The 23,497-nt window shown below is 45.2% G+C and carries 19 protein-coding genes and 2 pseudogenes; 11 read left to right on the top strand and 10 right to left on the bottom strand.

The window, feature by feature from the left end; all coding sequences use genetic code 11:
• Positions 1-32: 32 nt before the first annotated feature.
• The 9 genes from N5E84_RS16180 to N5E84_RS16140 form a co-directional block, all read right to left on the bottom strand.
• Positions 33-638 (bottom strand): glutathione S-transferase family protein, encoded by a 606-nt coding sequence (locus N5E84_RS16180; RefSeq protein WP_019283068.1) that lies wholly within the window; start codon positions 636-638, stop codon positions 33-35.
• 13 nt (positions 639-651) lie between these two features.
• Entirely contained in the window at positions 652-1,683 is a 1,032-nt protein-coding gene (locus tag N5E84_RS16175; protein ID WP_019283069.1) for an NADP-dependent oxidoreductase, read from the bottom strand.
• Positions 1,684-1,766: 83 nt separating this feature from the next.
• Complete coding sequence (locus N5E84_RS16170; RefSeq protein WP_038148298.1) at positions 1,767-2,363, bottom strand: TetR/AcrR family transcriptional regulator; 597 nt, start codon at positions 2,361-2,363, stop codon at positions 1,767-1,769.
• Positions 2,364-2,536: 173 nt separating this feature from the next.
• Positions 2,537-4,834 carry a glycoside hydrolase gene (locus N5E84_RS16165; RefSeq protein ID WP_019283070.1) on the bottom strand — a complete coding sequence of 766 codons (2,298 nt, stop codon included), beginning with the start codon at positions 4,832-4,834 and terminating at the stop codon, positions 2,537-2,539.
• 75 nt (positions 4,835-4,909) lie between these two features.
• A complete protein-coding gene (locus N5E84_RS16160) occupies positions 4,910-5,737 on the bottom strand; it encodes a DUF2861 family protein (protein WP_019283071.1) in 828 nt (275 codons plus the stop codon).
• Positions 5,730-6,383: a response regulator transcription factor gene (locus N5E84_RS16155; RefSeq protein ID WP_013868288.1), complete on the bottom strand. Its 654-nt coding sequence runs from the start codon at positions 6,381-6,383 to the stop codon at positions 5,730-5,732. Before N5E84_RS16155 ends, N5E84_RS16160 begins: the two co-directional genes overlap by 8 nt.
• Entirely contained in the window at positions 6,380-7,825 is a 1,446-nt protein-coding gene (locus N5E84_RS16150) for a DUF3404 domain-containing protein (protein WP_069211909.1), read from the bottom strand. The genes N5E84_RS16155 and N5E84_RS16150 overlap by 4 nt, the downstream gene beginning before the upstream one ends.
• 93 nt (positions 7,826-7,918) lie before the next feature.
• Positions 7,919-9,616: an RluA family pseudouridine synthase gene (locus tag N5E84_RS16145; RefSeq protein WP_019283072.1), complete on the bottom strand. Its 1,698-nt coding sequence runs from the start codon at positions 9,614-9,616 to the stop codon at positions 7,919-7,921.
• Positions 9,617-9,811: 195 nt separating this feature from the next.
• The gene (locus N5E84_RS16140) at positions 9,812-10,843 is read right to left on the bottom strand and encodes an IS630-like element ISVa15 family transposase (protein ID WP_026027704.1); all 1,032 of its coding nucleotides are present in this window, start codon (positions 10,841-10,843) and stop codon (positions 9,812-9,814) included.
• A gap of 446 nt (positions 10,844-11,289) precedes the next feature.
• Here N5E84_RS16140 and N5E84_RS16135 point away from each other — a divergent pair, with 446 nt between their 5' ends.
• The 9 genes and pseudogenes from N5E84_RS16135 to N5E84_RS16095 all read left to right on the top strand — a co-directional run.
• Positions 11,290-12,378 carry a sel1 repeat family protein gene (locus N5E84_RS16135; RefSeq protein WP_019283171.1) on the top strand — a complete coding sequence of 363 codons (1,089 nt, stop codon included), beginning with the start codon at positions 11,290-11,292 and terminating at the stop codon, positions 12,376-12,378.
• 496 nt (positions 12,379-12,874) lie between these two features.
• Positions 12,875-13,906 carry an IS630-like element ISVa15 family transposase gene (locus N5E84_RS16130; RefSeq protein WP_026027704.1) on the top strand — a complete coding sequence of 344 codons (1,032 nt, stop codon included), beginning with the start codon at positions 12,875-12,877 and terminating at the stop codon, positions 13,904-13,906.
• Positions 13,903-14,373 (top strand): type VI secretion system contractile sheath small subunit, encoded by a 471-nt coding sequence (tssB, locus tag N5E84_RS16125; protein WP_069212229.1) that lies wholly within the window; start codon positions 13,903-13,905, stop codon positions 14,371-14,373. Before N5E84_RS16130 ends, tssB begins: the two co-directional genes overlap by 4 nt.
• Positions 14,374-14,422: 49 nt before the next feature.
• Complete coding sequence (gene tssC, locus N5E84_RS16120; RefSeq protein ID WP_026027753.1) at positions 14,423-15,898, top strand: type VI secretion system contractile sheath large subunit; 1,476 nt, start codon at positions 14,423-14,425, stop codon at positions 15,896-15,898.
• A 2-nt stretch (positions 15,899-15,900) separates the two neighbouring features.
• Complete coding sequence (tssE, locus tag N5E84_RS16115) at positions 15,901-16,338, top strand: type VI secretion system baseplate subunit TssE (protein WP_013868295.1); 438 nt, start codon at positions 15,901-15,903, stop codon at positions 16,336-16,338.
• Positions 16,339-16,344: 6 nt separating this feature from the next.
• Entirely contained in the window at positions 16,345-18,114 is a 1,770-nt protein-coding gene (tssF, locus tag N5E84_RS16110; RefSeq protein WP_019282041.1) for a type VI secretion system baseplate subunit TssF, read from the top strand.
• Positions 18,078-19,100, top strand: coding sequence for a type VI secretion system baseplate subunit TssG (tssG, locus tag N5E84_RS16105; protein WP_029388193.1), 1,023 nt, complete (start codon positions 18,078-18,080; stop codon positions 19,098-19,100). The genes tssF and tssG overlap by 37 nt, the downstream gene beginning before the upstream one ends.
• Before the next feature lie 4 nt (positions 19,101-19,104).
• Positions 19,105-20,577: a type VI secretion system-associated FHA domain protein TagH gene (gene tagH, locus N5E84_RS16100; RefSeq protein WP_019282043.1), complete on the top strand. Its 1,473-nt coding sequence runs from the start codon at positions 19,105-19,107 to the stop codon at positions 20,575-20,577.
• A 29-nt stretch (positions 20,578-20,606) separates the two neighbouring features.
• Positions 20,607-20,717: pseudogene (locus tag N5E84_RS16095) on the top strand (type VI secretion system lipoprotein TssJ); the annotation flags it as partial.
• Here N5E84_RS16095 and N5E84_RS16090 read toward each other — a convergent pair.
• A complete protein-coding gene (locus N5E84_RS16090; RefSeq protein ID WP_026027704.1) occupies positions 20,717-21,748 on the bottom strand; it encodes an IS630-like element ISVa15 family transposase in 1,032 nt (343 codons plus the stop codon). The pseudogene N5E84_RS16095 and the gene N5E84_RS16090 overlap by 1 nt on opposite strands.
• A 47-nt stretch (positions 21,749-21,795) precedes the next feature.
• Here N5E84_RS16090 and tssJ point away from each other — a divergent pair.
• Together tssJ and tssK are read left to right on the top strand one after the other, a co-directional pair.
• Positions 21,796-22,158, top strand: a pseudogene (gene tssJ, locus N5E84_RS16085) (type VI secretion system lipoprotein TssJ); the annotation flags it as partial.
• A gap of 4 nt (positions 22,159-22,162) precedes the next feature.
• Complete coding sequence (tssK, locus tag N5E84_RS16080; protein ID WP_017044997.1) at positions 22,163-23,497, top strand: type VI secretion system baseplate subunit TssK; 1,335 nt, start codon at positions 22,163-22,165, stop codon at positions 23,495-23,497.

Below are 23,497 nucleotides of genomic sequence, written 5' to 3'. Positions count from 1 at the left end.
ATCGTCGAAGTGGCGTCATCAGGAACCTAAGGTTAGGCGTATTGCGCTTCGATTTGGTTCGATTTTAGATAAGCAGGGTGAGTGGCGAGCTGCTCTAAGTAACGTTCAATATTCGGGAAGTGAGTAATCGCTCCGTTGGTCAGCAATATTTCAGCAATGAATGACATCATGAAATCAGCGCCAGTGAGTTGATCGGCCACTAAGTAGCGTTTATCCGCTAAACACTGGTCAAAATAACTCATCACTTTGGCCGTTTCGCTTTCTGCATAGCCACCAAGGAAATTGGTTTGGCAGCCATCTTTGGCAACAAACATCTTTAATAGCAGCGGCAATATGGCAGAGCTTTCCGCAAAGTGGAGCCATTGCTGATATTGCACGCTGCCACGCTGAGGCGCAAAGTGTTGGCCGTATTTTTCTATCAAGTAATCGGTAATGGCGCCAGATTCAGCAATCACCAAGCCATTGTCTTCAATCACAGGTGACTTACCTAACGGATGCACGCTTTTTAGCTCGGGCGGTGCCAGAAAGGTCACGCTATCACGTTGATATGGAACCACTTGATACTCAACCCCTAATTCTTCAAGTAACCAGATTATGCGCTTAGAGCGTGATTTATTTAGATGGTGAAGTTTGATCATTATGTGGTCCTTATTAAAGTGGTTGGTTGATTTGGATAACCAGTTTGCCAAAGTTTTTGCCTTCCAATAGACCAATAAAGGCTTGTGGTGCGTTTTCTAAACCGTCAATCAGTTGCTCGCGGTATTTCACTTTCCCTTCGCTTAGCCATTGAGTCATATCAGTAGCAAATTCGTTATAGCGATGGCCGTAGTCATCAAAAATAATGAAACCTTGCATGCGGATTCGTTTGGTAAGCAAGGTGCCCATCAGCATAGAGAGACGATCAGGTCCTTCAGGCAGCGACGTTGCATTGTATTGAGAAATCAAACCACACAGCGGAACTCGCGCTGCTGTGTTAAGCAGAGGTAAAACCGCATCAAATACTTTGCCACCGACATTTTCGTAGTAAACGTCAATCCCTTGAGCACATGTTTTAGCCAATTGCTCTGCAAAATCGTCAGCTTTGTGATCAATACATTTATCAAAACCTAATACTTCTTTAGCGTAACGACATTTTTCCTCACCGCCAGCAATGCCCACCACATGGCAGCCTTTGATTTTAGCAATTTGACCAACCGTTGCCCCTACTGGGCCAGTAGCTGCGGCGACTACCACAGTTTCACCTTGCTTCGGCTGGCCAATGTCTAGCAAACCCATATAAGCGGTAAAACCGGGCATTCCCATGATGCCTAGTGCGTATGAGGGTGAGGTTGGATTTTTACCGAGTTTGAGTAAACCTTCGCCGTTAGAAATAGCGTAATCCTGCCATCCGGTATAAGCGAGTACCCACTCACCTTGCTCAAATTTTGGGTGGTTTGATACTTCCACTTGACACACGGTCCCGCCTACCATGACATCATCAATCGCGACAGGATCGGCGTACGATTTAGCGTCACTCATGCGGCCGCGCATGTAGGGGTCAAGTGAAAGATAAACACTACGCAGCAGCACTTCACCAGCGGCAGGTGTTGGTTTAGGCGCATGTTCTAAGCGAAAGTTAGCAGGCGTTGGTGCACCGACAGGGCGTGAAGCGAGTACAATGCGGCGGTTAGTTTGTTCAGTCATTGGAGAGTCCTTTATTATTTTAAATTAGACCAGTCGTCTAGTTTGGGTTTCAAAAAAACCGCTATCGAAATAGCGGGTGAATCTTAACTAGGGCACTGGCCTTGCAAAATGTGTTCGGTGCTCGTAAGCGCTTGTGCAAGCCCTTGGTTATCTTGACGCAGTTTACTGAGCAAACTTGCGCCGAGCCAAAGGTTATAAAGCAATTCTGCGGTTTGCTGGCTGTGTTGTACGTGAATGGAGCCGTCGTCGATCCCTTGCTGGATACATTTTCCGACCGCCTCAATAATGCTATCTGCACCTTTAAGTAAAGCAATACGCATCGCATCAGACAAGTCTGAAACTTCAGCGCTTAATTTCACCACCAAGCAGCGCTGTGCGTTACATAAGCCATTGCTCTGCTCATACCAACATTGCCAATAATGCATCAAGTGTTGATAGGCATTGCCTTCTTCTTGGTCAAAAAGGGCATTAATCCGTACTAAATAGTGCTGAAAATAGTCCGTAATAAGTGCCTCGCCAAATTGCTCTTTTGACTTAAAGTAGTGATAGAAAGAGCCTTTGGGCACATCAGCGGTTTTTAATAATTCAGACAAGCCTACGCTGGTGAAGCCTTTGGTTACGACAAGTTGGTAACCGACCTCAAGGATGTGTTGGCGAGTATCATGGGTTTTTGTATTCATGGACGGCACTATAATTCAAATTAGACCAGTCGTCTAGTTTTGTTTGTTCATATTGTATTTGTGCTACTGGCTATGGTTGCTGAATGATAGAAATGGACACTTCCTCCTTGAAGTGTCGCACTATTATTTATTTTTTAATGAGTTATTTATCTTTTAATGAGTGAGAGATGAGACTATTTTTCTGTCTTTAGCGTATCCGATGCCCAAATGAGGTTTTGCCCATTGCTGAGCTCAGCTTGAATACTCAAGGCTGGAACTATTTCCTTATCCTCTTTTTTATATGGTTGCGTAGAGAAATTGGCGGTAATTTTACTGCCATCACCAAAGGTTGTTTGTTGTACCATCCCTTGTTCATCAAGCCATTTAAAATCGACTAAAGGTTGGTTCCACACGACTCCATGGATTGGTGCAAACCCTTGCTGATAAAGGCGTAATGCGTTAACTCGTGCGCTGTTAGGCGTCGCTTCATCACGGCTAAGGTGAATCATCGCTGGGGTGTTGTACAGCATGGCGATTAAATCTCGCTCCGCTTGCACGTTGGAAAACTTCACGCTGTCGTTGTGCCAGTGGTGACTGTTGATCACCTCATCATGGAACACGGTCTGATAGATAGGAATACGGTATTGCGGTGCAAATAACAGTGTTTTGTACGGCTCTTTGACTTGTGTGGGTTTAAAGAAAAAATCTGGGCTCGTTGTTGGGAACCATGCTCCAAGAAAGTAAGGCGATTGGCGGTTAGTTTTCATATCAGGATCTGTCCAGCCAAATCCTACCGTTTCTAAACCATGAGCAAAAGAGAGCCCTTGTGTCGTCAGGCTGTTACCATCTTCAGAGCCGAGAACCACATTCTGTTCATTGGCTATCCAGCGCATGCGTTGATTAAATGCCTCCAGCATCGCGCTTTCTTTCATTCCTTGGCCCTCTTGGTATGAGTAATCTTCACGGGCCATTCCGGTCCCATCTACATCAAGAAACAGGCTGTTAAAACGGCCATATTTTAAAATCGCCTCAATGCGTTGCTGCACAAAGCCTAATTGGCAGGCTGGGTTAAGGTAAAAGCCGTTGCCACGAAACCCTTTTTGTTTTTTGCCGTCGGCGTTTTCTATCGCACATTGCTTGCGCATTGCATCCGGTAGCTGCGCGGTAAGCCAACCATCGTTGATGCCTTTTGCAATGGCGGTATTGTAGGAGTCGTACACCCCAACTAAGTAGCCAGCCTGTTTTGCTTGATCAACCACTTGTGGCTGGTAAAAGGCGGGCATCCAATTATCCAAACCTAGCCAGAGGTGCTGCAAACCAGCTGAGCTGAGTGCGTCAATCATGGATGTCGATAGCCCCTGTCCCCAAGTGCTGGCATCACGTAGAAACGGTAGTTTCTGCTCTGCGAGCCATGCTTTTCGTGCCTGAGCGGCTTGATACTGGCTGGCGATCCCAGCCTCGTTATTTGAGGGCGACTCTTTGATCCAAGAGTTCAGCCCATTATTCACCTCTTCAATCAGCAAACGTTTATGATAGCGGCTTAAGAAATCTTTGCCCTTGATGAGCGGTTTGAGTTCTTTGAGTGCTTCGTTTGATGCTGTCCACTGCGGCTGCTCAAAATACCAAGCTTTCAATGCCCAGAAGTCGCTAACATCTTGCTCAGAGAGTAAGTCTCTACCAAACAGATAGACATGGCTTGCGCCGATAAGCTGTTTTATGGCTGGGTTTTGCTGTGCTTTCTGTTCGAGCGTTTGTGATAGCCCATTCTCTTTTCGCCACTGACGGTAGCGTTTGGCACCATCTAGTGGTGAGTTGCCAAGGGAGATTTCCACCTCAAAAGGCTCATCTTTGTTGAGCACAGTGAAAGCGTGCGTGGCTTGCATGTCCAGCTTGTTTTGCTTGGCGCTAAAATTGAGTTTGTTGTTGGTGGCGGTATTGAGTTGGTAGCTCACATACTGCTCATTGCCAGCTTCCACACTCCAAAATGGCATTTTGAGATCTTGCGTGGTATTGCTGGCAGAGCGTTCCGCTATGAGGTAGTTCACCCACTGTGGGTTATCAGTTGGAACCCGCATTCCTTCACTAAAAGGAAGAATGAGTGTTTTGCTTTGCTGCTCAGGCAGTTCAAACCACTGTACGGTTAACGGTTTAGCACGAGAGATCTTACTCTCAGCGCTCGCGGTAATCGACAGCTTCAATGTTTGTTGTAAATTGGCCTCAACCTTTAACTGGCTAGGAACAAGCAGCCAAGAGGCGTGATGTTGATTATCTTGTTGCAGTTGGCTGACTTGCTGTGGCTGGCCGTTAACGGTTAGCTGGCCTTGGTTAATGGTTAGCTGGGCATTTTGCTGCCAATCAATAGCAAAATTTTGTGGCTCTATTTGCACGGTTTGGTTTTGATTATGCAGTGTAATTGACGCCGGTTGTGATTGGCTAGCCAACGCCAAAAGTGGCGTACAAGTGATCAATAAAGAACAAAGTGGTTTATACATGGTTTGTCATTTCCAGTGTGTCTCGGTGTGTTGATTACATAAGAAATCGACAACTCAATTGTCACCCTGATGTCTTCATTGAGCCTGATTTGGCAGAGTCAAACGTTGTACATATTCCACTTTGATTGCTCCTTGATATTCGACAGTTTTGATCAGAGTACTGAGCCATTTAGCCGAGCTGGGGGATGAGCTTGGTTTGTCCAATAATTGCTGAGTATTACTTATTGCTACCATATCTTGCTGCTTGATTAACTGAAATTGGTCGTCAAACCATTGCCAAGCAAGGCTTGTTGGGGGGCAGTTTGTCAATGCTATGGGGGACTCAAGTGCTAGTGGGTAACCACCGTTGGGAGAGGCGGATTGCAACCATGTGGAGCCAAAAGGCATGGTAAGAACTAACCAATAGTGTTGTTTGTCGAGTGTCAGTCGATAAACGCCATCTTGCGGAGCAAAGAGCAGTTCTGGGCTTTCTAATTCTATATAAGGGGCGGATGACGTTACTTGGCTCTGTGAGATGAGCAAGCTATTGTCAGGGCCAAGAAGTTCAACCTTGCTAGGCAGCTTCGCTCCCTCCATTGATAATTTGAACTGGTAACCTTGCTGCATCACGTTGGTTTTTTTTTGTATCGAGACTTTGATCAGCGCCGCATTTGGTACCACATCGCTTAAGAGCTGTTGGCCACATTGGGTTTGTTCAATAATGGCATGCTTGACGCTTGCCCAGTGTGGCGTGGCAATGGTTTGGTTATTGAGTGCGAGGATCAACTCTTGCCAGGCAAGCTGTGGCTGATGGTTCGCTAAAGCGCGATAGGTTGATTGCAGTGGTGTGGCCATAAACCAATCATCACTCACGGCGTGGCTTGGACTAACGACGAACAGTACAAACAGCCAAAGGTTACGCATTGGACACCTCGACTAAACGATACCCAACGCCACGAACGGTTTCGATATTGAGTGAGGGTAACTGCTGCCTCAGCTGTAAAACATGATTATCGACGGTTCGAGTTGAGGGAAAGGCTTGGTAGCCCCACACTTTATTGAGTAGTTCATCACGGTGAAAAACACGTCCTTGATTTTGAACCAGCAGCAGTAATAGCTGAAACTGTTTCGGTTTTAGCGTCATCAACTGCTCACCTAAGGTAACGCTGCGCTTTGAGAGATCAATGGCAATGTCAGCGTAGGAAAGCAAGCTTTCTCCTAATGGTCGCAGTTGCGCTTGAATTCGCGCCAGTAATTCTTGTTGCGAAAATGGTTTAGTGACGTAGTCTTTCGCCCCCGCCATCAGACCTGCTATTTTTTGCTCAACCTCGATTTTGGCCGTCAGGATGATCACTGGCACGGCTTTGGCCATTAGCCATTGAGGTAGATGATCCAAGCTGTCTCCTTGAGCCAGTTGTCTATCTAAAATCACCAAATCGGCGCGAAACCATGCTTTTTTGACTTGTGAGAGCTGCTGTACCCACAAACAATCAAAACCTTGCTGTAGCAAGTAATCATGCAAACCTTGCCCGAGTAGAGGATCATCTTCGACCAATAACAGTGTGTTCATAATGGTAATTCCAATTGGCAGCGAGTGGGGTGGGCTTTACACGTCAGTTTGCCGCCCATTTTAAGCATCAAATGGCTCACAAGACGGAGCCCAATCCCCATATTGGAAGTCGTGCGAGAACGGGAAAATAGCCGTTTTAGACGAGAGGGAAACTCGCCTTCATCGCTAACGCAAAGCCTCAGTTGAGTGTCCGTCACGCTGGCCGTTATTGAGATTGTCCCTTGACCATGTTGCTTGGCATTACGGATCAAGTTATCCAAACAGATCCCAAGCCAGTAATACGGCAGTGTGAGCTCGATATCTTGTGTCAGTTCATAGCTGAGTTCGTGTTTCGCTACGCAGTGATCTAACCAATCTGAGAGATAAGCGGTTTGACATTGAAACGGCTCATTTGGGTCGCTACTCAAAAATCCTTTACTGGTCTGAGCAAGCTGAGCTAAACGTTGGTGATCGGCCAGTAAGCGGCCGAATGTATCTTGGGCTGGCTCTGGCAGAGTATCAAATTGCTGGCGAAACTGCTCAACGGTCAAGCCAAGACTGGTGATAGGGGTGCGTAGTTCATGCGTCAGCAACTGTAAAATAAAGCGTTTTTCTTTGGCTTGTTGGCGGCGTAACCAGAGCGTCCTACTCAGCGTTGCTGCGAGCAACAGCAGTAATATGACCGATAACCACAGTGAGATATTGGGTTTTTCTTGGCTAGAGACACACAGATTACTGTAGCGTAATTGGCAACTTTGAGTAGCCGCTGTGATGGCCGACAATACCAATTGCTGATCGAGCGCGACTTTTTTCCATTGCAATGCGCTCAGTACGCGAATACCGAAATCGCCACTGATCCATAGCCGTTGTTGACGGTCAATATAAGCGCGATAACCGCTGACCAAGGCATCTCGCCCTGCCGTTTCTAAATTGGTAAAAAAGGTGTACAGCGGATGCTGAGGGTCAGAGAGAGTCGTGTAGGGCTGTAGCTCGGCGCTTTGCTCGGCCGTTATGTTATGAGTAGAAAAAGCTAAGTATCGCTCTGCGTAGCTCCCGCCTGCAGGATGCAGAAACGGAGCAGTCTTAAACCAACGGATGGGCAATTCATCGCCTTGGCATAAAGCGAGTTCAAACGACGCTGCTTTTTGCAATTCAGGGCGTGATGCCAAGGTTTTTGATAAACCGGGCGACAGTGCGCACTGTGAGGCTATCGCTTTGAGCTCGGTTATGGTTTGCCATGAATAACGGGAAAAATCAGGATAGGCGCTGGCGCTGAGCAGAAGATCGACAGGGTATGAGTTAATACTTTGCAATGGCAAGGCTCGCGCAGCCGATAGCGATTCGGCTTGGCGTAGAAAATGCTGCCAACGATCTTGCAGCGTTTGCTCTTGCCCGTGTGCTAGGTTTGATTGCCCTAGCACTGCGGTGAGTGTGATCAAAAGGTACAGCAGCCGTGTTCTCAACGTTAAGCACTTAGAAAAAGGTTCGCATTCACGAAATTATAGCTGTGCTAAGTCAGGATTTGTCACCTCAATGTCACTAAAGCGGAATGTCGATCAAAACTCGGCATCCACCGTGAATGCCATCCTTTGCTTGGTATAAGGATGATCAAAGCTCAGCGACTCAGCATGTAGATGTAAACGCGCTCCTTTCGTGCCATAAAGATCGTCGCCAACGATGGGCAGGTTGAGTCCTTCCACATGAGCGCAATGCACGCGCAATTGGTGGGTTCGTCCTGTTTTGGGGTAGAGGTAGACTTTACTGAATCCATCTCGGCATTCAATTAATTGCCAGTGAGTGTCAGCGGGTTTGCCATGTTCAAAACAGACCAATTGACGCGGCCTGTCATCTAAATCGCCCCGCAGCGGTAAGCGAATGTCACCATGCGATTGCTGTAATTCACCAGCGAGTAAGGCAAGATAGCGTTTTTCAACGCCGCGAGTAATAAACTGCTTCTGCAGGCTTTTATTGGCTCGGCGGGTGAGAGCAAACACCAATAAACCTGAAGTAGACATATCGAGGCGGTGGATCACAAAAAGCCCTTCATCTGAGCTAAACATTTGTTGCAGACGAGTATAAACCGAGTCCTGAATGTTGACTCCGGGAACGGATAGAAACTCGGCAGGTTTGTTGACGACAATAATGGCTTCATCCTGATAGATGATGTCGATCTCTTTGCCTTGCGCTGGGTTATGCAATAGCGGGTTATCATCGAGCTTCAGCCCATCAAGCATGTGAGCCAAAATCGGTTGGCACTTGTTTTGACAAGCAGGATAGAATTTCTTGTGTTGACGAATTTCAGATTTTGGTGACGCTCCCCACCAGAATTCGGCGAGTGAAATCGGTGTCATCTGATGTTGAAACGCGTAGTGCAGCAATTTTGGTGCGGCGCATTCTCCAGATCCTGCTGGTGGAACAGGGTTAGCCGTAAGACGGAAAATCTCCCCCAGAGATTTTTCAGTGCCGTATTGATTGAGAAATCGATAGTGAGAAAAAAGTCGTTGCTGCAACGCATTAGAGAGATTTTTACGCTGCTCTTTTAACGCATCAATCTTTTCTTGAAATGCGTCTATTTGCGCTTGTAGTTCGTTGAGGTTGACGTCCCATTTTCGTTTTAATTGCTTGAGGAACGTTTTTTCAGCCACACTTTGTTTGGCGAGACAATCTAAGGTTTCACGCAATTGTTGGGCATCATTTGATTGTTCGGCAAGGATGCGTTGCTGTTTACGCTGTTCACGACCTTGAATCATCAGTTGGCGATGCGCTTCTAATTCATCTTGCGCCTGCTGTTGGGCCGTGGCCCATTGCCGCTGAAGTAGCGCACGCTGTGGATCGCACTCCAATTGTTCAACTTGCTGATTAATTTGATTGATTGGCACGCTGCCTTCCAAGAAAAAACCATCGTTAGTGAGCATGTCAAATATAGGCGGCACAAAATGCGGCAGCAGGTTTTGCTCAGCTAACTTCCCCGAGAATGCAGACAGGTACCCTAGCTCTCCACTTTGTTTACGCACCACTAAAACGCCAAACATTTTCCCGATAGCTTCCGGATGCTGGTTTAGGACGCCGTGATTATCGAGCCCAAAATTATGTTGCCAATTCTGCTGGTTCAGCAGGTGTTGTTGCAGCTGGCTTGCCGCTAATTCGCTTAGCGGATGCGGCTCGTAACAAAATGGGAAAGTAAAGCGCTCAGGCAGAGAGTAGCCTTCAATAGGTTTTTTAAAGGCAGTAAAACAGGGCGCTGGTGTTGGCATTTTCTCTGGCTCGCAGTGGATGGTGGTGGAGAACGCAGAATTGTACTGATTTGACCTAGAAATGCCAGTTTCTGGTTGAACGGCGATGATGATACGATTAATTAATGTAACTAGCTTATTAATATCATTAATATAGCTTAGTGAATCCCAAAGAAATAAGTTAACAGTGTCGATTTAACCTGATGCTATACCGAATCAACTTGAAGATGCAGGCTTGAGAACCTGAAAATGATCATTAATTCGAGATGTCAAAGAGCCTGCGATCTCTGGAAGAGTCACAGAAAAAAATTGGTCTATTGCCGCCTTGAAGTCCCGTTTTCTTTTGAAGTAAACGTTGTTCCTCGACTTCTCATTCATTACTTTCCATAGCCGCTCTATTGGGTTGAGGTTTGGACTGTAAGGTGGAAGATAATGCAGTTTAATATTCAGGACAAACGCCGCATCTTTGACTAAGTCACTGCGGTGATATCCCGCACCATCTAATATGATATGAAGCTTATGGGCTAACGAATAACTCTCTCTTAACTTACAGAAAAAACGAACAATCGATTCACTGTTAATGCTCTCATAGTCGTGAACAATGGTTGCACCAATATCCGACAGGTTCAGTGCGCCAATAATGTTCAATCGGCTACGATTACCCGTTGTTTCAATCACTTTATCCTGACCAGTACGTATCCAGCCATGCGATATCTTTGTTGATAGTGTTGGGTGAACTGCATCGATAAAGACTATCGATTCATCCTCGCCACAGCTTGCCTTTAGCGCTTCATACGCCTCTATGAATGCTTGCTGTTTTGCTTCATCAAACTTGTGTGGTATGCCTTTCGGTTGCTTGTAGCTAAAACCATTATGGTGAAGCCATTTGTTCATACCAGAAACAGTATAATCAAGCCCAAACGTCTCTTTAACATAGGCGACAATTTGATGAGTATGAGAATAGGTTTTCTCAGTCAAATGCTCGATTAGGTGCATGGTTTGAATAGCAGAAAGCTTGCTTTGGCTTCCTCCATTCTCAGGCTTAAGTTTTTCAGAAAGTACGTAGTCACTGAGGTGACGTGCAACGGTCGATTCATGAATACGAAGAGCTTGTGAAATCATAGTCTGACTCCAGCCTTCAGAAGCCAGCAAAACAGCCTTAATACGGTCGCAAACTCGACTATCACGCTCAATGTCGTGCATCTGTTCGAGTTGCAGTTTCTGTTGAGGAGTCAGTGTGATTTTCATGGTTTGTAGCATGATCCTGATTCTATTGAAAATCAAGCATCTTCAATGATCACGGGTATATGCGTTTATTTAAAACATATAGAATGATTGGAGGATTAATTCATTTTATTTCTATGCAAAACAATGTCATCTTTATGTTAGTTTTTTGTCATTAATTCTATTTGTAGTGATTGGTTCCTGATTCTATTTAATTTAATGAGCGTATTGTTTTTAATTTTGATGGGTAAAGGCTGAGTATTGATTATCATATAGGCAATATTATGCCCGCTCGGGCAATTTGTTGCTCGGTTGGGCAATTTTTTGCCCGCTCGGGCTGTGGGGCTTTATTCTGAAGTAAGCGTAATTGAAGGGAATGATTTTTGCTTACGTGTTTATGGATAAATGGTTAGTCAGTTAAGGAAATATAATGAGTCAGAGTATTGTAGTGGGTAATATGGAAACGGTTCATGATGGATTTCTGCCAACGTCTATCATTGTGTGTTCCGCAAGCGTCAAGTTTGGAAGCCACGTCAATGTGGATTAATAAAACATATGCCATTTTAGCGCTCTCCTTATTTCCTTCGATGGTGTTACATGCTGAGCAAGAAACGTCTGCAGTAGAAGTGTATGAAGTAGGAAATATGTCTCCAGAAAAAGCGTTTGCTACCGGACGACTGCTTCGAGCGCAATACAAAAATATGGAATCGCGACCATACCTCCAGTACGCGGCAGACAACGACAATTCGGATGCCGCCTTTCTCTACGCGATGGAGCTTTCGAACTACAAAACGACCATTAGAACGCCTCCTGAAGCGCGTGAATATCTGCTTAAAGCCGCAGAATTAGGCAATCGTCGCGCCATGAAACATCTTTATACTGATGCTAAGTGGTTAAGAGATCGCGATGTGCAGTATTGGAAAAGCCAGTATTACGATAGTTTGATTCGTTTAGGACGAGATGATCCTGCACAAGCCACTTACGAGCTTGCCCAGTTTTACAAAGGTATGGATAACGAGATGTATAGCTACTATCTCGATAAAGCGGTCAGTTTTAATCATCCACGAGCATTGATGGATAAAGCAAAGCAAGTTCAAGCGGGTGGAGGCCTGTTTTTAATGCCTGGAGAAAGGGAGACCAAGGTGAGAGAGCTCTATCTCGCGGCTGCGAAGACAAACTATATCCCTGCGATGAGACGCTACATCGGTATTTTAGAGAGCAAAGGCCGTTTTGAAGATGCCTATCAATGGCGACTGATGGCGTTAGAGCAAGGTGATATTACCTCTTTGGCAACGGTAGTTAAGATTCTGCTCGGCGATAGCGCATCCTATCATTTTGTGACTCCCGATCGGATCAAAGCGCAAGCCTATTTAGATTTATATCTCTCTGCTGCTGGTACTGAACGTATGCAGTCGCTTTACTCAATATTGGAATTAGAGGAAGAAAGCCTTGCTGGTAAGATGAGTGAGGAAGAAAAAGCACAAGCTAATGACATATTTGTTAACTATAAGAATAATCTGAATTTTTATTATCATGATGTCTTTTGGGATATTAATTAGGTAAATTATACAGTATTAGAAACGGCATATTTTTTGGGTGAAGATCATGTTTTTGTGATTTTTTATATTTAAAATGCTCCTATATGAATAGAATGTGCCGAGAATTTTAAATCCCCACGAAAATATCGATAAATCTAATGGGGTAATTTAGGGAAGAGTTTAATAGCTAATGCTAATTAATGGGATTTATTGTTTAAATGCTCATTAAAATCTACCAGATAATAAATATTAAGAGACTTGAGTTCTATTAGAACTTAAGTCCAATAGATTTAACTTTAATTTTTACAACGTTATGTAACCCTCGGCCTGAGTAAGTGGTAACTAAGTTTAGCTACGCTCTTGTCCGTAATTTTGACAATGATTGGCATAGGTATTGGAGACGTAATATGTCTAAAGAAGGAAGTGTAGCTCCTAAAGAGCGGATTAATATTAAGTATATACCCGTGATCATTGAAGATGCTTGATTTTCAATAGAATCAGGATCATGCTACAAACCATGAAAATCACACTGACTCCTCAACAGAAACTGCAACTCGAACAGATGCACGACATTGAGCGTGATAGTCGAGTTTGCGACCGTATTAAGGCTGTTTTGCTGGCTTCTGAAGGCTGGAGTCAGACTATGATTTCACAAGCTCTTCGTATTCATGAATCGACCGTTGCACGTCACCTCAGTGACTACGTACTTTCTGAAAAACTTAAGCCTGAGAATGGAGGAAGCCAAAGCAAGCTTTCTGCTATTCAAACCATGCACCTAATCGAGCATTTGACTGAGAAAACCTATTCTCATACTCATCAAATTGTCGCCTATGTTAAAGAGACGTTTGGGCTTGATTATACTGTTTCTGGTATGAACAAATGGCTTCACCATAATGGTTTTAGCTACAAGCAACCGAAAGGCATACCACACAAGTTTGATGAAGCAAAACAGCAAGCATTCATAGAGGCGTATGAAGCGCTAAAGGCAAGCTGTGGCGAGGATGAATCGATAGTCTTTATCGATGCAGTTCACCCAACACTATCAACAAAGATATCGCATGGCTGGATACGTACTGGTCAGGATAAAGTGATTGAAACAACGGGTAATCGTAGCCGATTGAACATTATTGGCGCACTGAACCTGTCGGATATTGGTGCAACCATTGTTCACGACTATGAGAGCATTAACAGTGAATCGATTGTTCGTTTTTTCTGTAAGTTAAGAGAGAGTTATTCGTTAGCCCATAAGCTTCATATCATATTAGATGGTGCGGGATATCACCGCAGTGACTTAGTCAAAGATGCGGCGTTTGTCCTGAATATTAAACTGCATTATCTTCCACCTTACAGTCCAAACCTCAACCCAATAGAGCGGCTATGGAAAGTAATGAATGAGAAGTCGAGGAACAACGTTTACTTCAAAAGAAAACGGGACTTCAAGGCGGCAATAGACCAATTTTTTTCTGTGACTCTTCCAGAGATCGCAGGCTCTTTGACATCTCGAATTAATGATCATTTTCAGGTTCTCAAGCCTGCATCTTCAAGTTGATTCGGTATATTCCAGCAACGGGAGATGCACAGGCTGAAGTTGAGTTACCGCTAAAAACTCTGGTGGTGGGTGATTTTAAAGGCCATACCGAAGAGACCCCACTTGAAGAGAGACAAACCGTTTCAGTGGACAAGAACAACTTTGAAGCGGTTATGCGTGAAAGCGATTTGAAACTGACCACTACAGTGCGCAATAAACTGAGTGGCGATGAAAATGCTGAGCTTCCTGTTGAGCTTAGTTTCAAATCTCTTGCTGACTTCGAACCGGATTCAGTGGCAGCACAAGTTCCAGAATTAAATAAATTGGTTGAGCTACGCCAAGCTCTTGTGGCCTTAAAAGGTCCTTTGGGCAATATTCCCGCGTTTAGAGAGCGTCTACAAGAGCTACTAAATTCGGAAGAATCGCGTGAAAAACTTCTATCTGAGCTAAGCCTAGTGAGCGGCAAAGAAGAAGAGCCTCAAGCATAAGGCTTGATCAACCCAACTTTTTATTTAATCAAATTTAGGAACGAAATTGATGTCTACTACTGAAGCCGTCTTAGAGAGACAAAGTGCCACCCAAGGCAGTTTACTTGATGAAATCATGGCACAAACGCGCATTGCACCGACTGAAGAAGGGTATGATGTTGCGAAGAAAGGGGTTGCTGCGTTTATTGAGAATCTCATCGGTTCGAATCAAACGGAAGAGCCGGTTAACAAATCACTCGTTGATCAAATGCTGGTTGAGCTTGATAAGAAAATCAGTGCTCAAATGGATGAGATTTTGCACGAAGAGCGTTTCCAGCAGATGGAATCGTCATGGCGTGGTTTGAAACTGTTTATTGACCGTACCGATTTTCGTGAAAACAACAAGGTTGATTTGTTGCATGTAACGAAAGGCGAGTTGCTTGAAGACTTTGAATTTGCACCAGAAACGACGCAATCTGGTCTTTATAAGCACGTTTATTCTTCTGGTTATGGCCAATTTGGTGGTGAGCCGACTGGCGCTATCATCGGTAACTTTGCTTTCACGCCATCAACCCCTGACATGAAGCTACTGCAATACATGGGTGCACTTGGTGCGATGGCTCATGCTCCATTCATTTCTAGTGTAGGCCCTGAGTTTTTTGGTATCGATTCTTTTGAAGAGCTACCAAATATCAAGGATCTTAAGTCAACATTTGAAAGCCCTAAATACACTAAATGGCGTTCTCTACGTGAATCAGAAGATGCGCGTTACCTTGGCTTGACTGCGCCTCGTTTCTTGTTGCGTGTACCTTATGATCCAACAGAAAACCCAATTAAATCATTTAATTATGTGGAAAGTGTCAGCGCTTCACACGAACACTATCTATGGGGTAATACCGCGTTTGCTTTCGCTACTCGTTTAACCGATAGCTTTGCCAAGTACCGTTGGTGTCCAAACATCATTGGCCCACAAAGTGGCGGTGCGGTTGAAGATCTGCCAGTGCACGTGTTTGAATCGATGGGTGCACTGCAAAGTAAGATCCCAACTGAAGTGTTGGTGACTGACCGTAAAGAGTTTGAATTAGCAGAAGAAGGTTTCATTGCTTTAACCATGCGTAAAGGCAGTGATAACGCCGCATTCTTCTCAGCAAACTCGATCCAAAAGCCAAAAATATTCCCGAATACCAAAGAAGGCAAAGAAGCGGAAACCAACTACAAGTTGGGTACGCAACTGCCATATATGATGATCATCAATCGCCTTGCACACTACGTCAAAGTGCTACAGCGTGAGCAAATTGGTGCTTGGAAAGAGCGTCAAGATCTTGAACGCGAGCTTAATGGTTGGATCAAACAGTACGTGGCTGACCAAGAAAATCCACCAGCAGACGTACGTAGCCGTCGTCCTCTTCGTGCTGCAAAAATCGAAGTCATGGATGTTGAAGGTGAACCAGGTTGGTATCAGGTCTCTCTCTCTGTTCGTCCTCACTTTAAGTACATGGGCGCGAACTTTGAATTGTCATTGGTTGGTCGATTAGATCAAGCATAACCATGACTTATATTGCACCTGAAGAGAGTGCATTTGGTGTCGGCTTCTTTGAACGTTTAGAAGCTGGCACCAAGCCTATGTCTTTGACCCAAGGGCCAAATGCATGGGATGTGCTCCAATCAATCAAACGCAATGTTTCCAATATTTTGAATACTCGCATGGGTGAGGCACAAAGTGCTCCAACGTTAGGTTTAGTGGATTTTAACGATGCAACGTTAGAAACCTTAGACTTATCGCTGCGGATTAAGCTTGCGATACAAAGCTGCTTAGATGTGTATGAGCCCCGTTTACGAAATATTGTGATTCGATCCGAGTCGGACGTGTTTAGCCCTTTGATGCTGCGCTTCCATATTGTGGCCGAAATAAACAGTGATGCGTTACATGAGAAAGTGCAGTTCAACCTGCTACTGGATCAAAACCGAAAGTACCGAGTGTATTAGAAAATTATGGCTCAAGATAAGTACTTCAGAGAAGAGCTTGCTTTCCTTAAAGAACAAGGAAAGCATTTCACTGAAATTCATCCTCAACTCTCTCGCTTTTTACACGGTAAAACGACGGATCCTGATGTCGAACGTTTATTGGAAGGCTTCGCCTTTCTCACCGCTCGCTTGCGCGAAAAAGTTGAAGATGAATTTCCTGAGCTAACGCACTCCATCATCAATATGCTGTGGCCAAACTACTTACGTCCTGTGCCAAGCATGAGTATTGTCTCGTTCACACCGGATAAAAGTGTCAGTGATAAGCAGCAAATCGCTCGTGGCACTCAGCTCGATAGCAAGCCTGTTTTCGGCACCAAATGTCACTTTAGAACCTGTCGTGACGTGCAGATTTACCCACTTAAATGTACTGACGTCACTGCGCAACACACTAGAGAAGCGACCATCATCGAAGTGTCGCTTAATATGTTGGGTGAGATAAGCGTTGGTGATGCGCATCTTGATGATCTGCGCTTTTACTTAGGTGGTGATAAATACAGCTCACAAATGCTCTATTTATGGCTCAACCACTACCTCGATAAGATTTCTGTTGAAGTCGCGGGGGTAGAATTTACGCTGCCGCGCAATAGCTTCCAAACGGTTGGATTTGATAGCGAGCAGTCGCTTTTGCCCTATCCTTCCAATGTGTATGAAGGTTATCGCGTTTTGCAGGAATACTTGTCGTTTCCTGAAGCATTTCACTTTGTTGACATTACCCGTCTGGCTAGCGTAGTGCCGAAATCAGTGCATGGTGCGTTCAAACTGAAAATCAGTTTTTCGAAAACCTTGCCAGCGGACGTTCGAGTGCGTCAGGATAATTTCCAGTTGTACTGCACCCCTGTCATTAATTTGTTTGAACATGATGCCGATCCGATCGATTTAACGGGCAAGCGTTCAGAGTATCGTATTATTCCCTCTAGTCGTTACCCTTCTCACTATGAAGTGTTCAGTGTTGACGGCGTGTTCGGTTGGCAAGACAAAACTCAAGCCAGTCAACGAATTCGGGGTGAAAAACGTGTCTATTCAGCATTTGAAAGTTTTCAGCATGAAGTGGAGCGGGTTCGAAATCGTGAAGCGCTCTACTACCGTACACGAGTGAGAGACAGTATCCGTGGCGATGGATTTGATAATTTCATCTCTTTCATTCGCGGAGATGAAACGCAATCCATGCATATCGATGAAGCCATCTCGCTCAAACTCACCTGCACCAATCGCTTATTACCGCTCGAACTCGGTGTCGGTGACATTTGTGAGCCGACAGACAGCTCGCCCCCCTTTGCCACTTTCAGCAATATTACCGTGCCTTCACAATCTCTGCGCCCAGTACTGGATGGCAGTCTATTGTGGGTATTGATTTCTAACTTATCGCTGAATTATTTATCGCTGCTGTCCAAAGATGCCTTAAGCAGTGTGTTGCGAGCTTACGATTTCAGAGCCTTGGTGGATCGCCAAGCGGAGCGTGTTGCGCGTTTGCGTCTTGAAGGGATCCAAAAAATTGAGTCGCAACCCGTGGATAAAATATTGCGCGGTTTGCCAGTGCGAGGGCTGCAATCGACGATTCATATTGATCAAAACTGTTTTGGTTCAGAAGGGGAGCTTTACCTCTTTGGCACCGTGCTTAGCCACTTTTTTGCCCTCTATGCCAGCATCAATTCGTTTCATGAGCTGATCGTTATTAACGCGTCCAATCAAGAGAAGTACACATGGGGAACACAGACAGGAATGCAGCCATTGATCTAGAGATGGCTGCGGCGGCTGTGCCGGAGCCTCTACTGGGTTTACCAAGCGATGTACGAACGTACAACTTCTACCAGTTGGTGGAACTGCTGCAAAAACTTAATGCGTTTAATCCTGAATCAGAAGATTGGGAGCGGACATGCCAGTTGGTATTCAGTGCCAACCCCAGTTTAGGTTTTGCACCAGCGGACGTAACGGATTTACGTGAGTTCGCGGATGAGCGCCTGATCTTACAAACCAATTTTTTTGGATTAACTGGGGCGCAGTCACCGTTGCCCGGTTTTATTTTGCAGCAATTGGTCGAAGAAGATCCCGGTGGTTTCAAGCGGCCCTTTTTAGATTTTTTCAATAACCGGTTGATTAACCTTGTATATCGCGTATGGCGAAAGTATCGCTATTACGTCCGTTTTCAAGCGGGTGCGCAGGATCAATTTTCATCACAGCTGTTTGCTTTAGTCGGTTTGGGTGATGCGGACTTGCGCGGCGAAACACCGATAAATTGGTGCAAGATGTTGGCTTATGCGGGCACTTTGGCTGGCCGAAGTCGTTCACCGCAAGTGGTGTCTGGCATCATCGCGCACTGCTTTGATCTACAAGAAGTCAGTATTCGCCAGTGGGTTCGACGCAAAGTCCGGATAGAGCCTTATCAGCAGTTTTGCTTAGGTAAGCAGAATGGTGAGCTTGGGATCAACAGCATGTTGGGTGAGTCAGTGATGGACTGTAACGGTAAGTTTGTTATCTGTATCAAAAACTTAACTCGAGAACGATTTGCCGATTCTTTGCCATCAGGCAAAGAATATCAACCGCTGTGTAAGTTGGTGGAGTTTATTTTACGAGAGCAGATGGCTTACGACCTTGAGCTGACCATGCACGAGAGCGAGGCTCCGGTGATGAGTTTATGCCATGACAGTGGTGTCGCTTTGGGTTGGTCATCATTTTTAGGGCGCGATTTGGCGGACAAAAGCGTGCTTATACAAGTAAGGCAATAGCGATATGCAGAAGAAGCGAACGCTTTCAATGGTAGTGACGAATGTGCAACTACTGGAATCAGGATTATCCGCACAAGCGATGTTTAATGTGCAAGGCGGTGTGATTGGCTCTGCAAGTGATGCGCATTGGCAGCTTCGTGACGGTAAAGGGAAAATTCAAAATCATCACTGCGCCATCCGTGTGATTGATGGTGCGTTTTGCATTCAAGATCTGGTTGGTAATACCTATGTTAATGGTTCCCATAAGCCGTTAGGACAAGGTGCTTCGGCTAAGTTGGAGCATAAAGATGAAGTGTCCATTGGCCCTTACCAAATTCGTGTCATTTTTGGTCAAGTGGGTGAAGACGATTCTCTGATTAATGGCTCTTTGGATCAGCTGTTTGCTAAAGAGGGGCTCGATCTACTCAAAGATGGTCCATTGGATGATATCAGCCGCGACGAGGATGAACCAGAGCCGAGTTCAATGGACCCTATCGCCGCTTTAGATGATTTATTGCAAGGCATTAAACAAGAAGAGTCGTTGCTTGAAGAGACGGAAAAACCACTCGCACAAGCACAACATTCATTAGTGCCAGAATACGATAGCCAGCAGTCGCAACTGCAGTTTACGCCTCAAGCTGACAGCGAGTATGAGATGACGTCATCGATTCGATTAAAGAAAATTCTCGGTTTTGGCAAAACCTCCACCGATTTACCACCTATTCCGGCTGTTGAGCACCATGAGACTGCGCAACCACCGACTCATTTGAACATTAATAACAGCATTTACAACGTACCTGAGGGCTTAGCGATGGACGATAAAGTATTAGATCTACTTGAGGAAGAAGTGGCGAGAAGCTACCACCCTCACTCAGAGCAACACAACAGCTCGTCAAACAATGCATCACACTTATTGACCGGCCCTATGCTCACCGGGCTAGGTGTTGACGTTGGCAATAGCCACGATATGGCGAAAATGCACATGCTTTCAGAAGAGCTTGGGCAATCGTTGCAAGCGTGTGTGCAAGGTTTGCTTGAGCTTCACCAGCAAGTGAGTGAAGGGCGTTTTGGTATGATGAATCGTAACTTGCAACCGATTGAAGATAACCCACTTCGCTTGGGGCTATCATACGAAGAAACCATTCGTACTCTGTATGATGCTGATAAAAGTGTGGTGCACTTGTCTGCCCCAGCGGCGATTGCCGAAAGCCTAAAAAATGTGCGCGACCATAACGAAGCAATGCAGCACGCCACTAGCGAAGCCCTAAATCAGATTCTTAATGCCTTTTCTCCTCAAGTGCTACTGCGCCGTTTCCAACATTACAAGCGCAATAGTGATGCACAGAATCACTCTTCAGATGCTTGGGCGTGGGAGATGTATTGCCACTACTACCAAGAGCTCACTTCTAATCGCCAAAAAGGATTTGAGAAACTGTTTTGGGAAATTTTCGAGCAGTCTTACGACAAGAAAATTCGTGAAAAACAGCTGGAGCTATAACGGTGAACAAGCGGTCTTTTGTCCTGCTGATGCTACTGACGGTATTAACCGCCTGTAGCTCATCAGAAAAGTATGAGCCAGCCACACAGCCGACCAAGGTAACGTTCAGTCTCGTTAGTGATGAAGGTACTATACCGAATCAACTTGAAGATGCAGGCTTGAGAACCTGAAAATGATCATTAATTCGAGATGTCAAAGAGCCTGCGATCTCTGGAAGAGTCACAGAAAAAAATTGGTCTATTGCCGCCTTGAAGTCCCGTTTTCTTTTGAAGTAAACGTTGTTCCTCGACTTCTCATTCATTACTTTCCATAGCCGCTCTATTGGGTTGAGGTTTGGACTGTAAGGTGGAAGATAATGCAGTTTAATATTCAGGACAAACGCCGCATCTTTGACTAAGTCACTGCGGTGATATCCCGCACCATCTAATATGATATGAAGCTTATGGGCTAACGAATAACTCTCTCTTAACTTACAGAAAAAACGAACAATCGATTCACTGTTAATGCTCTCATAGTCGTGAACAATGGTTGCACCAATATCCGACAGGTTCAGTGCGCCAATAATGTTCAATCGGCTACGATTACCCGTTGTTTCAATCACTTTATCCTGACCAGTACGTATCCAGCCATGCGATATCTTTGTTGATAGTGTTGGGTGAACTGCATCGATAAAGACTATCGATTCATCCTCGCCACAGCTTGCCTTTAGCGCTTCATACGCCTCTATGAATGCTTGCTGTTTTGCTTCATCAAACTTGTGTGGTATGCCTTTCGGTTGCTTGTAGCTAAAACCATTATGGTGAAGCCATTTGTTCATACCAGAAACAGTATAATCAAGCCCAAACGTCTCTTTAACATAGGCGACAATTTGATGAGTATGAGAATAGGTTTTCTCAGTCAAATGCTCGATTAGGTGCATGGTTTGAATAGCAGAAAGCTTGCTTTGGCTTCCTCCATTCTCAGGCTTAAGTTTTTCAGAAAGTACGTAGTCACTGAGGTGACGTGCAACGGTCGATTCATGAATACGAAGAGCTTGTGAAATCATAGTCTGACTCCAGCCTTCAGAAGCCAGCAAAACAGCCTTAATACGGTCGCAAACTCGACTATCACGCTCAATGTCGTGCATCTGTTCGAGTTGCAGTTTCTGTTGAGGAGTCAGTGTGATTTTCATGGTTTGTAGCATGATCCTGATTCTATTGAAAATCAAGCATCTTCAATGATCACGGGTATAACCCTAATATTTGGGGTGAAGCGTCGCCGATAGAGGTTCAAGTGTTTGAGCTCAAAGATGATTCGATGTTTATGTCTGCCGATTATGACCAAGTAAAGGCAGACTACAAAAAAGCGTTACGCAGCAATTTTATCGCCAATTACGATTATGTAATGACACCAGGCCAGTTTAAGTTTGTGAACGCGTTCGAGATTGATGAAGGCACGAACTACATTGGGGTCATGGCGCATTTTGTTGAACCTGAGCTGAGTGAATGGAAAAAGGCCGTCAAAGTGCTTAACAAAGGTAGGGAATACCATCTTTTGATGTATTTCAAAGACTACGATGTAAAACTGGAAAGGGTGGAATAACAAGATGTTTGCGCGTAATCGTGTCATTTGGAATGAAGGTCTATTCATTAAACCGCAGCATTTCCAGCAGCAGCAACGCTATTTTGAATATCATATTGATGAACGCATCTCATCAGTCAGTGGCTACCTTTACGGAGTATCAGAGTTATCACTTAACCCTGAATATCTCTCTTTTGGTCGTATCGCGATCGAACGTGCGGTCGGCATTATGCCTGATGGAACCGTTTTCCGTATTCCTCAGGAAGATGTGCTGCCCGATGCGCTTGAGATTGCCGATGCTTCGCTTGCAAACCAGTTGGTCTATTTAGCGGTGCCACTTCGCAGTGAATCGTTAATGGAGATTAACTGGCCTGAAGAGCGTGGAACCGGGCGTTATTTAAGCAATCGTCTAGAAGTGCGTGATGTGCATACCGTGCGCGGTGACACCACGACACTAGATGTCTCACCTGTTCGTGTGCAGTTGATGCTTGAAAAAGAAGACAGAAGCTCTTATGCCTCAATTGCGATCGCTCGTATTTTAGAAAAACGTCCTGATGGCAGTGTCGTGCTCGATCCGGATTTTATTCCGTGCCATCTTAATGTTGCGAGCAATGCGGCTTTGCACCGTTTTATTAACGAAATATCCGGGTTAATGCGCGAACGTGCCAAAAACATTGCTCAACGTATCAGCTCTCCCTCTCAAGGCGGGGTAGCGGATGTGTCTGATTTTATGCTGTTGCAAGCCCTGAATCGCTTACAACCCCAGATGCAACACTTGGCAGAGCTACGCAGTTTGCACCCGGAACGTTTATTTGAGTGCCTGTCATGCGTATGTGGAGAATTGGCTACATTTACCGATGAAAGTCGTTTACCACCGAGCATCCCGAGCTACAACCATGAAATGCCGACCCACTCTTTTGGGCCGCTGATCCGCAACTTAAGACAGAGCCTAAGTATCGTACTTGAGCCTAGAGCGGTCTCGATTCAGTTGGATAAACGTAAGTACGGCCTGATGGTTGCCCCAATCCACGACCCTCAACTGGTTGAAAGCGCAGAATTCATCATCGCGGTGAAAGCACGCATGCCATTAGATGAACTGCGTCGTCTCTTTACTCAGCAGACCAAAGTATCGTCAGTGGAGAAAATCCGCGAGCTCATTTCACTGCAATTACCGGGCATTCCAATTACACCGTTACCAGTGGCACCAAGGCAGTTGCCTTACCACGCCGGTTATACCTATTACCAATTGGATAAAACCAGCTCAGCATGGTCGATGTTAGGTCGCTCAAGTGGTTTTGCTTTCCATGTCGCGGGTGCGTTTGAAGATCTTGACCTGCAATTCTGGGCGATTAGGAGCTGA

This window comes from Vibrio sp. J502, from assembly GCF_025397955.1.
GTDB lineage: Bacteria > Pseudomonadota > Gammaproteobacteria > Enterobacterales > Vibrionaceae > Vibrio > Vibrio anguillarum.
Note: the sequence above shows the minus strand (reverse complement) of the source record. Positions and strands in the feature narration are given on the sequence as shown.